The organism is Georgenia wutianyii (genome assembly GCF_006349365.1).
GTDB lineage: Bacteria > Actinomycetota > Actinomycetes > Actinomycetales > Actinomycetaceae > Oceanitalea > Oceanitalea wutianyii.
Genome location: NZ_CP040899.1, coordinates 3,365,668 through 3,379,710, shown reverse-complemented (window position 1 = coordinate 3,379,710; position 14,043 = coordinate 3,365,668). Strand labels below are relative to the sequence as shown.

At 73.3% G+C, this 14,043-nt stretch carries 14 protein-coding genes; 6 read left to right on the top strand and 8 right to left on the bottom strand.

Features of this window, described 5'->3' with window-relative positions; all coding sequences use genetic code 11:
- Positions 1–18: 18 nt before the first annotated feature.
- The 5 genes from FE251_RS15015 to FE251_RS14995 form a co-directional block, all read right to left on the bottom strand.
- On the bottom strand, positions 19–273 hold the full coding sequence (locus tag FE251_RS15015; protein ID WP_139949173.1) for a heavy-metal-associated domain-containing protein: 255 nt from the start codon (positions 271–273) through the stop codon (positions 19–21).
- 43 nt (positions 274–316) lie between these two features.
- Positions 317–598, bottom strand: coding sequence for a metal-sensitive transcriptional regulator (locus FE251_RS15010; RefSeq protein ID WP_139072311.1), 282 nt, complete (start codon positions 596–598; stop codon positions 317–319).
- A 63-nt stretch (positions 599–661) separates the two neighbouring features.
- Positions 662–1,288, bottom strand: a complete 627-nt coding sequence (locus FE251_RS15005; protein WP_230976462.1) for a vitamin K epoxide reductase family protein — start codon at positions 1,286–1,288, stop codon at positions 662–664.
- A gap of 379 nt (positions 1,289–1,667) precedes the next feature.
- Positions 1,668–3,167 (bottom strand): adenylosuccinate lyase, encoded by a 1,500-nt coding sequence (gene purB / locus FE251_RS15000; RefSeq protein ID WP_139949172.1) that lies wholly within the window; start codon positions 3,165–3,167, stop codon positions 1,668–1,670.
- A 62-nt stretch (positions 3,168–3,229) separates the two neighbouring features.
- The gene (locus FE251_RS14995; protein WP_139072313.1) at positions 3,230–3,730 is read right to left on the bottom strand and encodes a low molecular weight protein-tyrosine-phosphatase; all 501 of its coding nucleotides are present in this window, start codon (positions 3,728–3,730) and stop codon (positions 3,230–3,232) included.
- Positions 3,731–3,882: 152 nt separating this feature from the next.
- Here FE251_RS14995 and FE251_RS14990 point away from each other — a divergent pair, with 152 nt between their 5' ends.
- Both FE251_RS14990 and FE251_RS14985 read left to right on the top strand, forming a co-directional pair.
- The gene (locus FE251_RS14990; RefSeq protein WP_139949171.1) at positions 3,883–4,164 is read left to right on the top strand and encodes a hypothetical protein; all 282 of its coding nucleotides are present in this window, start codon (positions 3,883–3,885) and stop codon (positions 4,162–4,164) included.
- Positions 4,161–5,693 carry a hypothetical protein gene (locus FE251_RS14985; protein ID WP_139949170.1) on the top strand — a complete coding sequence of 511 codons (1,533 nt, stop codon included), beginning with the start codon at positions 4,161–4,163 and terminating at the stop codon, positions 5,691–5,693. Before FE251_RS14990 ends, FE251_RS14985 begins: the two co-directional genes overlap by 4 nt.
- A gap of 13 nt (positions 5,694–5,706) precedes the next feature.
- Here FE251_RS14985 and FE251_RS14980 read toward each other — a convergent pair whose 3' ends face one another.
- Complete coding sequence (locus FE251_RS14980; protein ID WP_139072433.1) at positions 5,707–6,078, bottom strand: phage holin family protein; 372 nt, start codon at positions 6,076–6,078, stop codon at positions 5,707–5,709.
- Positions 6,079–6,126: 48 nt separating this feature from the next.
- Here FE251_RS14980 and hisC point away from each other — a divergent pair, with 48 nt between their 5' ends.
- From hisC to FE251_RS14960, 4 genes are all read left to right on the top strand, one after another.
- Positions 6,127–7,224, top strand: coding sequence for a histidinol-phosphate transaminase (gene hisC, locus FE251_RS14975; protein WP_139072316.1), 1,098 nt, complete (start codon positions 6,127–6,129; stop codon positions 7,222–7,224).
- A 320-nt stretch (positions 7,225–7,544) separates the two neighbouring features.
- Positions 7,545–8,690, top strand: a complete 1,146-nt coding sequence (pdhA, locus tag FE251_RS14970) for a pyruvate dehydrogenase (acetyl-transferring) E1 component subunit alpha (protein WP_139949169.1) — start codon at positions 7,545–7,547, stop codon at positions 8,688–8,690.
- A gap of 23 nt (positions 8,691–8,713) precedes the next feature.
- Positions 8,714–9,703, top strand: a complete 990-nt coding sequence (locus FE251_RS14965) for an alpha-ketoacid dehydrogenase subunit beta (protein WP_139949376.1) — start codon at positions 8,714–8,716, stop codon at positions 9,701–9,703.
- A gap of 8 nt (positions 9,704–9,711) precedes the next feature.
- Positions 9,712–11,097 (top strand): dihydrolipoamide acetyltransferase family protein, encoded by a 1,386-nt coding sequence (locus FE251_RS14960; RefSeq protein ID WP_139949168.1) that lies wholly within the window; start codon positions 9,712–9,714, stop codon positions 11,095–11,097.
- Between the two features lie 3 nt (positions 11,098–11,100).
- On the opposite strand, the gene FE251_RS14955 is transcribed toward FE251_RS14960, so the two are convergent.
- Both FE251_RS14955 and FE251_RS14950 read right to left on the bottom strand, forming a co-directional pair.
- A complete protein-coding gene (locus FE251_RS14955) occupies positions 11,101–12,294 on the bottom strand; it encodes a PP2C family protein-serine/threonine phosphatase (protein ID WP_139949167.1) in 1,194 nt (397 codons plus the stop codon).
- A gap of 133 nt (positions 12,295–12,427) precedes the next feature.
- Positions 12,428–14,038, bottom strand: a complete 1,611-nt coding sequence (locus FE251_RS14950) for an SLC13 family permease (protein WP_139072320.1) — start codon at positions 14,036–14,038, stop codon at positions 12,428–12,430.
- Positions 14,039–14,043: the final 5 nt, after the last annotated feature.

Below are 14,043 nucleotides of genomic sequence, written 5' to 3'. Positions count from 1 at the left end.
CCTCGGGCGGGGTGGTGCTCAGTTGTCGACGTGGATGGCGGTGACCGTGTAGCCCGCCTCGTCGACGGCGGCGCGCAGCGCGTCCTGGTCCAGGACGGCGTCGGACACGACGGTGACCTCCGAGGTCCCGCCGTTGCGCAGCAGGACGCTGACCGTGGAGACGTCCTTGACGTCCTCCAGCTCCTTGGTCACCGCGGACACGCAGTGGGAGCAGGTCATGCCCTCGACGTCCAGCACGGTCGTGCGGTCGATGGGCGAGGGGTCGGTGCTCATGGGGTTCTCCTTCAGGGGTGGTGCCGCCCGCGGGTGCGGACGGTCAGGAGCGCACGAGCCGGGCGATCGCCTCGCTCGCCTCGCGGACCTTCTCGGCGCCCTCCTCGTGGGAGGAGCGGGCGGCGTCGACGACGCAGTGGCCGAGGTGCTCCTCGACCAGCCCGATGCCCACGGCCTGCAGGGCCTTGGTCACCGCGGAGATCTGGGTGAGGACGTCGATGCAGTAGACGTCCTCGTCGACCATGCGGGCGATGCCGCGGACCTGGCCCTCGATCCGTCGCAGACGGCGGGCGTAGTCCTCCTTGGTGCCGCTGTACCCGGCCATGCGGGCTCCTTTCGCTCCAGCCCAGGATATACCCCTAGGGGGTATCCCTGCGAGCGAGCCGCGTCACGGGAGCAGCGAGGTGCCGTACTTGAGGATGATCGCGACGACGACCAGCCCCAGCCACCCGAGGACGACGACGCCGTCCCAGCCCGCGCGGATGAGCTCCACCGCCCGCTCGTGGGCGCGGGGGCGCAGGTAGAGGTTGTTCTCGCGCAGGTTGTAGTGGAGCAGCGTGGCGAAGACGAGCGTCGTCGAGAGCGTGACGAGCAGGCACCACGGGCACAGCGCCCCGATGTTGAACATCGACTGGTAGAAGAGCCAGTACGCGAAGACGAGGCCGAGGGTGTAGACCACCTGCGCGGCGCACATGAACCAGCGCGGGAAGCGCACCCCGCCGAGGCCGGCGACGGCGATCGTGATGACGACCGGCTCGGCGACGAGCCCGAGGAAGGCGTTGGGGAAGCCGAAGAGGCTCGCCTGCCACGCCGAGCCCACCGCCCCGCAGCTCAGCGTCGCGCTGATGTTGCACGACAGCGCGGCGTTCGGGTTCGCCGCCAGCTCGACGGCGTCGATCGCCAGCACGAAGGAGGCGAGGAGACTGATGCAGGCCGACAGGAGCATCGTGCCGAAGATCCAGCCGTCGGTGTGGCGGAGCTGCCGTAGGCCCGTGCGCGCGGTGGTGGTGGTCACCCGGTAATCGTCCGGGCGATCCGGACGTTTCGCCGCGGACCAAGGTCCCCCACGACACCCCCTCCCCTCCCTCAGCCCTCAGCCCTCGCCGAGAGCGGAGTTCCGCGCGAGAGCCGAGTTCCGCACGACACCCCTCCCTCGCCGAGAGCGGAGTTCCGCACGAGAGCGGAGTTCCGCACGACACCCCTCCCCGCCGAGAGCGGAGTTCCGCACGAGAGCCGAGTTCCGCACGACAGTGGAGTTCCTTGCCACGCTCGCGCGGACTGTGCGCAAGTCGGCTGTCGCGCAAAAGTCGGCTGTCGCGCAAAAGTCGGCTGTCGGCGAGGGGGAGGAGCGGGCTGGGGGGGCTGGGGGAGCTGGGGGTAGAGGGGGCGGGTGCTCAGTCGTCGAGGTGGGTGACGAGGGAGGCGGCGAGGCCGGTGTAGGTGGCGGGGGTGAGGGCGAGGAGCCGCTCCTCGACGTCCTTCGGCAGCCCGAGGCCGGCGATGAGCGCGCGCATGCCCTCGGCGTCCACGCGCCGGCCGCGGGTGAGCTCCTTGAGCCGCTCGTACGGGTCGGCCATGCCCTCGGCGCCCGCGACGGACGCCGCGCGCATCGCGGACTGCACCGCCTCGCCGAGCACCTCCCACGAGTCGTCGAGGTCACGCTGCATCGCGTCGGCGTCGACGTCGAGGCCGGCCAGGCCGCGGCGGACGTTGTCGAGGGCGAGCAGCGAGTGCCCGATCGCGACGCCGATGTTGCGCTGCGTCGTGGAGTCGGTGAGGTCGCGCTGGAGGCGGGAGGTGACGAGGGTGGCGCCGAGCGTGTCGAGCAGCGCGGAGGAGATCTCGAGGTTCGCCTCGGCGTTCTCGAACCGGATCGGGTTGACCTTGTGCGGCATCGTCGAGGAGCCGGTCGAGCCCTGCGCGGACAGCCGCTGGCGGAAGTAGCCGAGGGAGATGTAGGTCCAGACGTCGGTGCACAGGTTGTGCAGCACGCGGTTGAACCGGGAGATGTCGGCGTAGAGCTCGGCCTGCCAGTCGTGCGGCTCGATCTGGGTGGTGAGCGGGTTCCAGGTGAGCCCGAGGCCCTCGACGAAGGAGCGCGACACGGCCTGCCAGTCGGTGCCCGGCACGGACACGGCGTGGGCGCCGTACGTCCCGGTCGCGCCGTTCATCTTGCCCATGAACTCGGCGGTCGACACGCGCCGCAGCTGGCGGCGCAGGCGCGCGGCGAGCACGGCCAGCTCCTTGCCGAGCGTCGTCGGCGTGGCGGTCTGGCCGTGGGTGCGCGAGAGCATCGGCACCTCGGCCGTCTGCCGCGCGAGGTCGGCGAGGTCCCCGGCGAGGGCGAGAGCGGCGGGCAGCCACACCTGGCGGACGGCGTCGCGGACGGTCAGCGCGTAGGAGAGGTTGTTGACGTCCTCGCTCGTGCAGAAGATGTGGACGATCTCCCCGACGGCGGGCAGCGGGCTGTCGGGCCCGACGGCGCCCGCGGCGGCGGCCAGGCGCCGCTTGAGGAAGTACTCCACGGCCTTGACGTCGTGCCGGGTCTCGCGCTCGATCTCGGCGAGCTCGGCGATCTCCGCCGCGCCGAAGGAGTCGACGACGCCGCGCAGGTAGGCGACGTCGGCGTCGCTCAGCGTCGGGGCGCCGGGCAGGGCGCCGGTCGTCGTGAGGTGGATGAGCCAGGAGACCTCGACGTCGAGCCGGGCGCGGTTGAGCGCGGCCTCGGAGAGGTGGTCGACGAGGGGGGCGACGACGGAGCGGTAGCGGCCGTCGAGCGGTCCGAGCGCGATGGGCGGCTCGAGCTCGGCGAGGGAGACGCGGCGGCGTCCGGGAGCCGCGCCGGCGGCCCCGGCCGTGCTCGCGGAGGACAGGCTGCTCAGGTTCTCGCTCATGGTCCCCCAGTGTCCCAGAGCCGCCGGGCGCGCGGTGCGCCGTCTCGCCGTGCGCCCGGTGCTCAGCCGGCGAGCGCCAGCTCCTCGCGCAGGTGGGCGACGACGCCCTCGCACGCCGGCAGGACCTCCTCGTAGGTCGTGACGAAGTCGGCGTCCTCCCCGAAGTACGGGTCGTCGACCTCGAGGGCGCCGGCCGCGACGGCGGCGGGGTCGAAGCTGCGCAGCAGCCGCACCTTCGCGCGGTCCTCCTCCGTGGGGGCGAGGCGACGCAGGATCTCCTCGTGGCCGCGGTCGAGTGCCAGGACGAGGTCGACCTCGCTGAAGCTGTCGCGGACGAACTGCTGGGCGCGGTGGGCGTCGCCGTCGAGGCCGAAGCGGCGCAGGGTGCTCAGCGCGCGCGGGTCCGCCGGCCCGCCGACGTGCCAGTCGCCGGTGCCGGCCGAGACGACGCGCACCCGGTCGGCCAGCCCTTCCCGCTCGAGGAGGTCGCGCAGGACGACCTCACCGATCGGGGAACGGCAGATGTTCCCGGTGCACACGAAGGAGACGACGAAGGGCGACATGACGGCATTCTCGCCCGCCCTGCAGGCGAAAGCCACCAGCCCTGCGCAACAGGCGCCCGCCGCGTCCCTCCCGTCCCCAGGGCACCCGGCGACCCGGCCCGCGCGACGGCGCGGGCACCTAGCGTCACCGCCACCGAGCCGAGGAGGGCGTGATGAGTGGGTCGAGGTGTACCCCGGTCGTCGTGGACGGGTGGGGAGGTGCCGGGGACGGGTGCGTCGCCGTCGGGACGGCCGGGCAGGTGCTCGGTGAGATCGAGGACGCCGTGCGCGCCGCCTTCCCCGAGGACTGGCAGTCGACCGCGGCCGACGAGTTCCGCGCCCGGCTCACCGACCTGCTCGGCCTCGCCGACGGCCTGCGCGGGCTGCTCGAGACGGCCCAGGAGCGGGCGGCCGCGCTGTCCGCCGCCGTGGCCGTCGCGTGGGGCGAGCAGTGACGGCACGGATCCACGCCCACGACGCCGACGGCGCGGCGGTCGCGCGCGACGGGCGCCTGCGCACCACGGTCCACGTGCGCGGCGGGGTCGGGGCGACCCGGGTGGACCTCGAGGAGCTGCAGGCGATCGACGTCGTGCTCGAGGGCGTCGTCCGGGAAGCCGGCTATCTCGAGTCGGCGCTGGACGCGGCGAGGCGCGCCCTCGCACTGGACGCCGGGTGGGCGCCGGCCGAGGCGGCGAGCGCGGAGTCGGCGGTGGACGAGGCCGTCCACGGCGCCCGCGGGGTGCGCCGGCTGGGGGAGGAGGCCTTCGCGCTCCTCATGTCCGTGCGGTACGCCCGCATCCTCTACGAGGAGGCCGAGCTGGCCGCCCGCACCCAGCTCGCGGCGCCGTCCTGGTGGGGCTTCCTGCGCGTCCTCCTCTCCCCGCAGGCCGCCGTCGGGGCGGTCGCCGACCGGCTCACCCTCGTGGGCCGCCTCCCCGGCCTCGAGCCGAGCGGACCGGCCGGCATGCTCGTCGACGGGCTCGCCGAGCTCGTCAACCTCGCCCACGGCGACGACGACCTGCCGCCCGACGGCCTCGCGCTCGACGTCGCGGTGCGCGAGCTCGGCGAGCAGGGTCAGTACCTGCTGCCGTGGGCGCTGCTTAGCGGGCCCTTCACCTACGACGGGCGGCGCATCGACCCGGACGGGCTCACGGCGGCCCAGCGGCTGCTCGTGCCGGTCGTCCTCACCTTCAACCGCCTCACCGGGCGCGGGCCGGCACACACGCGCGAGCTCACCATCGCCGTCTCCCCGCCCCGGCTGGTCGCGCCGTCGCGGGACCTGGCGGCCGTCGTCGACAGCCTGCGCACCGTCCACCAGGACCATGGCGCGGAGCCGGGGACGGTCGAGGTCAGGCGCACCGACCACCCCGACGGGCGGCGGACGTGGACCGTCCTGCTGCCGAGCACGCAGGCGATGGTGCCCGGCGGGAGCAACCCGGTGGACAACCTCACCAACGGCGAGACCTACAGCGGGCTGGTGAGCGACGTCGAGATCGCCGCCGCCCGCGCGATGACGCTCGCCGGGATCGCACCGGGGGAGGCGGTGGCCGTCGTCGGCTTCAGCCAGGGCGGCCTGGTGGCGATGCGGCTCGCGGCCGACCCGGTGGTGCGGGCCCGGTTCGACATCCGTGCCGTCGTCACGGCCGGCTCACCGGTGGCGCACCTGCCCACCCCGCACGGGACGGAGGTGCTCCACCTCGAGCACCTCGAGGACCCGTTCATCGGGCTGGACGGTACGACGAACCCCGCGTCCCCCGAGCGGACGACGGTGAGCCGGTCGCTCGCCACCGGGACCACCGGTGAGGTGCGCTTCGAGGTGCCGCCCGGGGAGTCGCACTCGGTCGTCGAGTACGGGCGGACGGCGGCGCTCGCCCTCGCGGCGGGCGAGCCGTCGGTGGTCCACGCCTCGCAGCGGCTCGCCGAGATCACCGGCGGCGCCGGGGCGCGGGTGACGGCCACCGCCTACACGGTGGAGCGCGGATGAGCGGCCGGGCGGCTCAGTCGTTGGCGAGGACGAGGTTGAGCACCCAGCTGATCACCGAGATGATCACGCTCCCGATGAGCGCCCACCAGAAGCCGTCGACGAAGAGGCCGAACTCGGTGGTCCTCGTGAGCCAGCTCGTGAGCAGGAGCATGAGGGCGTTGATGACGAGGCTGAAGAGCCCGAGGGTGAGGATCGTCAGCGGCAGCGCGAACAGGTGCACGATCGGCTTGACGACGAGGTTGACCAGCGTGAAGACGAGTCCGACCACGACGACGACGCCGACCTGCCCCCACCCCGTCCGCTCGCTGAGGGAGATCCCGCTGAGCAGGAGGGAGGCGAGCCAGATGGCGACCGAGTTCACCGCGAGCCGGACGAGGAAGCGCATGCCGACATCGTCCCACGAGGGGTCCGCGCGGGGTGCGATCATGGGCGCATGGCTCCAGCGTTCCGCTTCCGCGCGGAGATCGACTCCCTGCCGGCCTACGTCCCGGGCCAGCGCCCGCCGGCCGGGCGCCCCGCCTACAAGCTCTCCTCCAACGAGAACCCGTTCCCGCCGTCGGCCGCTGTGCTCAGCGCCGTCGCCGACGCGGCCGCGGACCTCAACCGGTACCCGGACATCCACGCCACGGGGCTCGTGGCGGCGATCGCCGCGCACGTCGGGGTGGACGCCGAGCGCGTCGTCGTCGGCAACGGGTCGGTCGCGGTGCTCGAGACGGTCCTCCGAGCCGCGTGCCGCCCCGGCGACGAGGTGGTCCACGCCTGGCGCTCCTTCGAGGCCTACCCCATCGCGATCCAGGTCGCGGGCGCCACCGGCGTGCCGGTGCCGCTGCGGGAGGACGGCGGGCACGACCTCGCCGCGATGGCCGACGCCGTCACCGAGCGCACCCGCGTCGTCCTCGTGTGCAGCCCCAACAACCCCACCGGCACGGTCGTCCACGAGGACGAGATGCGCGAGTTCCTCGCCCGCGTGCCCCGGCAGGTGCTCGTCGTCCTGGACGAGGCGTACGTCGAGTTCGTCCGTGACGACGCCGCGGCCGACGGGCTGGCGCTGGCCCGCGAGTTCAAGAACGTCCTCCTCCTGCGCACCTTCTCCAAGGCCTACGGCCTCGCCGGGCTGCGCGTGGGCTACGCCGTGGCCCGCCCCCGGCTCATCCGGGGGCTGCGCACGGCCTCCACGCCGTTCGGGGTCAACGCCCTGGCCCAGGCGGCGGCGCTCGCGGCGCTGCGCGAGTCCGACGAGGTCGCCGCGCGCTGCGAGCGCATCGTCCAGGAGCGCACCCGGGTGCTGGCCGCGCTGCGCGAGCAGGGGTGGACGGTGCCGGAGTCGCACGGGAACTTCTACTGGCTCGACCTCGGGCGCCGGGCGACGCCCTTCGCCCGGGAGGCCGCCGCGAGCGGCGCGACCGTCCGCGCCTTCGACGGCGAGGGCGTGCGGGTGAGCATCGGCGAGATCGAGGGCAACGACGTCGTCCTCCGCCTCGCCGCGGACTGGGGCCACTTCATCGAGCAGCTCAGCCCGGCGACCCTCTAGCCCCGGCTCGTCGCCCCGCCCCCGCTGCCCTCGGCTCGCCTGCCGGCTCGTCCCACTGCCGCGCCCAGCAACCCTCTGGGACACCCCGTGGCGCCACTCGGACACCCCGTGCAGCACGCGCGGCGGCCGCAAAGGGGCGTCCCGGAGGAGGGGGGTTGTCCGGACCCGCAGGGTCCGGGCCGTGCCCGCACAACGAGGGTGCCGTCGTTCTGTAGGTCTCCTACAAGCGAAACTTACGGTTCCGTAGCCTACGCTGGCGTAGGTTCGGGGCCCGACCCCCCGGGCGCGAGGAGGCAGGACCGATGGAGGTGGTCACCACCATGGACACACTGACACCGCGACCGCAGACGAGCAGCACGGTCGATCCCGACACGCTCGTGCAGCTCCTCGACCCGGAGGGCCGTCGCCTCGACCACAGTCGTTACGACGCCTGGGTCGCCGACCTGGGTCCCGCCGAGCTCCGCGGGCTGTACCGCGACATGGTCCTGGCCCGCCGCTTCGACGCCGAGGCGACCGCGCTCCAGCGCCAGGGCGAGCTCGGCCTGTGGCCGCCGAGCCTGGGCCAGGAGGCCGCCCAGGTGGGCTCCGGCCGCGCGCTGCGCCCCCGGGACTTCGTCTTCCCCTCCTACCGCGAGCACGCGGTCGCACACACCCGCGGCCTGGACATGCGCCGGCTCCTGCGCGTCTTCCGCGGGGTCGAGCACGGCGGGTGGGACCCGGCCGCGCACAACTTCCACCTCTACACCTTCGTCATCGGTTCCCACACGCTCCACGCGACCGGCTACGCCATGGGCGTCCAGCGCGACGGCGACGTCGGCACCGGCGACCCGGACCGTGACCGCGCCGTCGTCGTCTACTTCGGTGACGGCGCCACCTCCCAGGGCGACGTCCACGAGGCGATGGTCTTCGCCGCCGTGACCAAGGCGCCGGTGGTCTTCGTGTGCCAGAACAACCAGTGGGCCATCTCCGTGCCGACGAGCGGACAGACCACCGTCCCGCTCGCCCGCCGCGGCCCGGGGCTGGGCATCCCCTCGGTGCGGGTGGACGGCAACGACGTCCTCGCGAGCTACGCCGTCACCGCCGAGGCCCTCGAGCGTGCCCGCAGCGGCGGGGGCCCGACCTTCATCGAGGCCTACACCTACCGCATGGGCGCCCACACGACGTCGGACGACCCCACCCGCTACCGAACGAGCGCGGAGGAGGACTACTGGCGCGAGCGTGACCCGATCGCCCGCCTGCGGACCTACCTCACCGCGCAGGGCCACGCGGACGAGGCGTTCCTCGCCGAGGTCGAGGCCGCCGCCGAGGAGCTCGGGGAGTCCACCCGCGAGTACTGCCGCGCCCTCACCCCGCCCCCCGCCGAGACGATGTTCGACCACGTCTACGCCGCCGCGCACCCGCAGGTCGAGGCCGAGCGCGCGTGGTTCACCGAGTACCAGGCGTCCTTCGCGGAGGGGGCCCGGTGACCGCGACGACCACGACCGCACCCATGCCGCTCGCCAAGGCCGTCAACGCCGGCCTGCGCGCCGCCATGCACCGCGACCCGAAGGTCCTCCTCATGGGTGAGGACATCGGCGCGCTGGGCGGCGTCTTCCGGGTGACCGACGGGCTGCAGAGCGAGTTCGGCCGTGACCGCGTCGTCGACACCCCGCTCGCCGAGTCCGGGATCATCGGCACCGCGATCGGCCTGGCGATGGCCGGGTACCGACCCGTCTGCGAGATCCAGTTCGACGGGTTCGTCTTCCCCGGCTTCGACCAGATCACCACCCAGCTCGCCAAGCTCGCCTACCGCTCCCAGGGCCGGGTCCGGGTGCCGGTCGTCGTCCGCATCCCCTACGGCGGTGGCATCGGGGCGATCGAGCACCACAGCGAGTCCCCCGAGAGCCTCTTCGCCCACACCCCGGGCCTGCGCGTCGTCTCCCCGGCGACGAGCGCGGACGCCTTCACGATGATCCAGCAGGCGATCGCCTCGCCGGACCCGGTGCTCTTCCTCGAGCCCAAGGCCCGGTACTGGGACCGCAGCGAGGTGGACCTCGAGGCGCCGGTGGACCTCGGCGAGAGCGGCGTGACCACGGGCCTGCACTCCGCGCGCGTCGTGCGCCCCGGCCGCGACGCCACGCTCGTGGGCTACGGCCCCACCGTCAAGACACTCCACGCCGCGGCCGACGCCGCCGCCCAGGAGGGCCACGAGCTCGAGGTCATCGACCTGCGCTCGGTCTCCCCGCTGGACGTGCCCACCGTCGTGGAGTCGGTGCGCCGCACCGGCCGGCTCGTCGTCGCCCACGAGGCGCCGACGTTCCTCGGTCCTGCCGCCGAGGTCGCCGCCCGCGTCACCGAGGAGTGCTTCTACCACCTGCAGGCGCCCGTCCTGCGGGTCGGCGGCTTCCACACCCCCTACCCCGCGTCCGCGCACGAGGAGGAGTACCTCCCCGGCCTCGACCGCGTGCTCGACGCCGTCGACCGCGCACTCGCCTACTAGGAGACCCGTTGCCGAGCTACCAGCAGTTCAAGCTCCCGGACGTCGGGGAGGGCCTCACCGAGGCGGAGATCGCCGAGTGGCGGGTCGCCGTGGGTGACACCGTCACCGTCAACCAGACGATCGTCGAGATCGAGACGGCGAAGTCGCTCGTCGAGCTGCCGGCCCCGTGGGCCGGCGTCGTCACCGAGCTGCTCGCCCAGGAGGGGCAGACCGTGCCGGTCGGGACCCCGATCGTCGTCATCGACGTCGACCCGGGCGGGGCGCCGTCCGACGACTCCGCCGCCCCCGCGGCGGAGACGAGCGGTGACGTCCTCGTCGGCTACGGGACCAAGGAGGCGCCGGCGGCCCGGCGTCGCCGGTTCGCCGCCGACGGCGCGGCGACGGCCGTCGCGACGGCGCCCGCTCCAGCTGCCCCGGCCCCGGCCCGGCCCGCTGCCGACGTGGCGCGCGCCGCGGCCACCGGCGGCAACGGCCGCAGCTCGACCTCGCCCGCCGTCCTGGCCAAGCCGCCGGTCCGCAAGCTCGCCAAGGACCTCGGCGTCGACCTGACGGCGATCGCCGCGACCGGTCCGGGCGGGATCGTCACCCGCGAGGACGTCCTGGAGCACTCCCGGCGCTCGCAGGCCGAGGAGCTCGCCACCTACCCCGGCGACGACCAGCCGTGGCTCGCCGACGGCACGGTGTCGGCCAACGGGCGGCAGACCCGTGTGCCGGTGCGCTCGGTGCGCCGCCGCACCGCCGAGGCGATGGTGAACTCGGCCTTCACCGCCCCGCACGTCACCGTCTTCCACACCGTCGACGTCACCCGCACGATGCGGCTCGTCGCCCGGCTCAAGGAGGACCGCGCGTTCGCCGACGTGCGCGTGACGCCGCTGCTCCTCGCGGCCAAGGCGCTCGTCCTCGCGGTGCGCCGCCACCCGCAGATCAACGCCTCGTGGGACGAGGCCACCCAGGAGATCGTCTACAAGCACTACGTCAACCTCGGGATCGCTGCCGCCACCCCGCGCGGGCTCGTCGTGCCGAACATCAAGGACGCCCACCGCCTCGACCTCCACGAGCTGGCGACGGCGATCGCCGGGCTCACCGCGACCGCCCGGGAGGGCCGCGCCACCCCGCAGGACATGACCGACGGCACGGTGACGATCACCAACGTCGGCGTCTTCGGCATCGACACCGGCACCCCGATCATCAACCCGGGGGAGGCGGCCATCCTCGCCTTCGGCGCGATCCGCAAGCAGCCCTGGGTGCACAAGGACAAGGTCAAGCCGCGGTGGGTCACCCAGCTCGCGCTGTCCTTCGACCACCGGCTCGTCGACGGCGAGCTCGGCGCGCGGGTCCTCTCGGACGTCGCCCAGGTGCTGGAGAACCCCGACATGGGGCTCGTCTGGTCCTGAGGCTCAGGCGGGCAGCACGGAGACCGAGGGGCGCGGCGCCCAGCTGAGCAGCACGACCGTCGCGTCGTCCTGGAGCGCCCCGTGCTGGTGGTCGACGATGTCGCGCACGATGAGCCGCAGCGTCTCCGCCGCCGGCCGCTGGTCGGCGCCGTGCTTGCGGACGAGGGCGGCCAGGCGGTCCACCCCGAAGAACTCCCCGTGCTCGTCGCGCGCCTCGGTGACGCCGTCGGTGTAGAGCACCACCTGGTCGCCCGGCTCGAGCTGGACCCGGGAGACGGACGCCTCCCGGCCACCGAGCCCGAACAGCGCCCTGCCCGAGCGGGTGAGGGGGTCGAGTGCGCTGCCGTGCCGCAGCAGCAGCGGGTGGGGGTGCCCGGCGTTGAGGTACTGGAGCTCACCGGTGCTCGTGTCCAGCCGCAGGAGCACGCCGGTGGCGTAGCCCGCCCCGTCCGTGTGCGTGGACAGCACCCGGTCGACGGCGCCCGCGCAGGCCACGAGGTCGTCCCCGCGCCGCCGGTGGTTGCGGTAGGTCGCCAGCACGACCGAGGTGAGCAGGCCCGAGCCGAGGTCGTGACCGGTGCCGTCGAAGATCGCGACGTCGACCGTGGAGCCCTCGACCGCGTAGTCGAAGGCGTCCCCGGCCACCTGCCCGCTGGGCTCGAGGAGGCCGGCGACGGCGACGTCGTGGGCGGCGAAGGTCAGCGGCGGCAGCAGGTTCCACAGCAGCTCGGCCTCGACCGTGCGGTCCCGGGCGCCGCGCGCGCGGCTGAGCGCGTCACCGTGGGGCGTCATCACCGCGACGAGGTGGCCCACGAGCATCGCCACCCAGCGCAGCACGGTCGCCCGGTCGGCCGCGTCCTCGAAGTCGGGCAGCGGCACCACCCGCAGTGTCCCCACCCGCTCGGAGCCGTCGACGAGCGGCAGCCACGCGGTGCCGTCCACCTCCACCGGGCGCAGGTCGCGGAACGCGGCCGCCTCCGGGCCCTCCACCGGCAGCGGGTCGCCCACCGGGCCGAGCGGCACGAGCGAGCGCTGGTCGAAGGTCACGAGGAACACGGTGAGGTCCCAGCCCTGGAGCCGGCCGGCGAGGGCGACCACGTCGGCCAGCTCGTCCGGCGTCGCGTGGTGGGCGCCCTCGAGGAGTGTCCCGAGGCAGGCGAGGGCCTGCTCGGCCGCAGCGCCGGTGGGTGTCTCCACCGTCGGAGGATACGCCCGGAGGTGGCTCCCGCACCTGCCGGTGATCTCGACGTCCGGGTGTGCGCCCACCTGGAGACGGGACCGGGGCCTGCGCCGTCGGCGCAGGCCCCGGTGAGTTCCGGTCGAGTCCCGGTCAGGTCCCGAGCCCGAGCAGGGTGCCCATGCCCATGACCCCGGCGACGATGAGGATGATGCCGATGACGTCGAAGACGATCCCCGAGCGCACCATCTTCGTGATCGGCACCATGCCGGTGCCGTAGACGATGGCGTTCGGCGGCGTCGAGACCGGCAGCATGAAGCCGAAGGAGGCACCGAAGATCGCGGCCACCGCGGGGATCAGCGGGTTGACCCCGGCGGCGTCGGCGAGCGGGATGACGATCGGGACGACGACGCCGACGCTCGCGGTGTTGGAGGTCGTCTCGCTGATGATGACGGCGATGATCGTGGCGAGCAGCGTGAGCCCCAGCAGCGACTGGACGCCGAGCATGTCGGACAGGGCCCCGCCCATGGCCTCGGCGAGGCCGGTCGAGCCGAGCAGGCCGCCGAGGGCGATGCCCGAGCCGAAGAGGATGATCGTGCCCCAGTCGATGCGGGCGGCGTCGTTCCACGTGACGGTGAACTTGCGGTGGGTGAAGTCGACCGGGAGGAGGAAGAGGAGGGAGGCGGCGACGATGGCGACGACGCCCTCGTTGAGCCGGCCCGCGACGAGGTCGTAGAACTCGCCCTCACCGCCGGTGAACAGACCGACGACGCCCGGGGTGATCCACAGCGTCACCGCGACGGCGAAGGCGATGAGCGTGTTGCGCCCGCCGGTCCCCATCTTGCCGAGCTTCGCGCGCTCGGTCCGGACGTACTCCTCCACGCCCTCGATCCGCTTGAACTCGGGCCGGTTGAGCATGATGAGGACGATCGACAGCGCGATGAACATGACCGCGACGATCGGGAAGGCGAGCAGCATCCAGGTGAAGAACGGGATGGTCTCGCCGGTCGCCTGCTCGATGAGGCCACGGCCGATGAGGTTGGGCGGGCTGCCGACCGGGGTGAGCAGGCCACCGATCGAGGCGCCGTAGGCGACCATGAGCATGAGCGCGGTGGCGAACCGCAGCCGGCGCGGGTCGATCTCCTTGCCCGTGTTGCGCGCCATGACGCTGGCGAGGAACCCGACGATGCCGGCGGCGATCGGCATCATCATCGCCGCGGTCGCGGTGTTCGAGACGAACGCGCTGAGCAGCGCGGTGATCGCGCCGAACGCGATGATGATGCGGGTCGTCGAGGACCCGACCCCGGGCAGCGCGAGGATGCTGAACGCGAAGCGCCGGTCGAGCCCGTACTTCTGCATGGACTCGGCGATGATGAAGCCGCCGATGAAGACGAACAGCGTCGGGCTGCCGAAGAGGGCGAAGACGTCCGCCCCGCCCGCGACACCCGTGATGACGACGAGCCCGAGGGCGAGCATCGCCGTCACCGGGATCGGGATCGCCTCGCTGATCCAGTAGACGATGACGAACGTGAGGATGCCGGCGAGCTTCTGCGCCGGGTCGTCCAGGCCAGAGGTGAGGAGGTAGACCACCACCCCCGCGATCGGGCCGACGAACAGCCCGACGGTGCGGCGCAGCTTCTCCAGCCGCTGCTCGTGCGGGCTGAGGACCTCCTCCACCTCGTCGAAGGTCCGGTACGTCCCGGTCTTGTTGGTCGGCGCCGCTGCCACCACAGATCTCTCCCGCTCACTCGTCGATTCGCTCATGATGT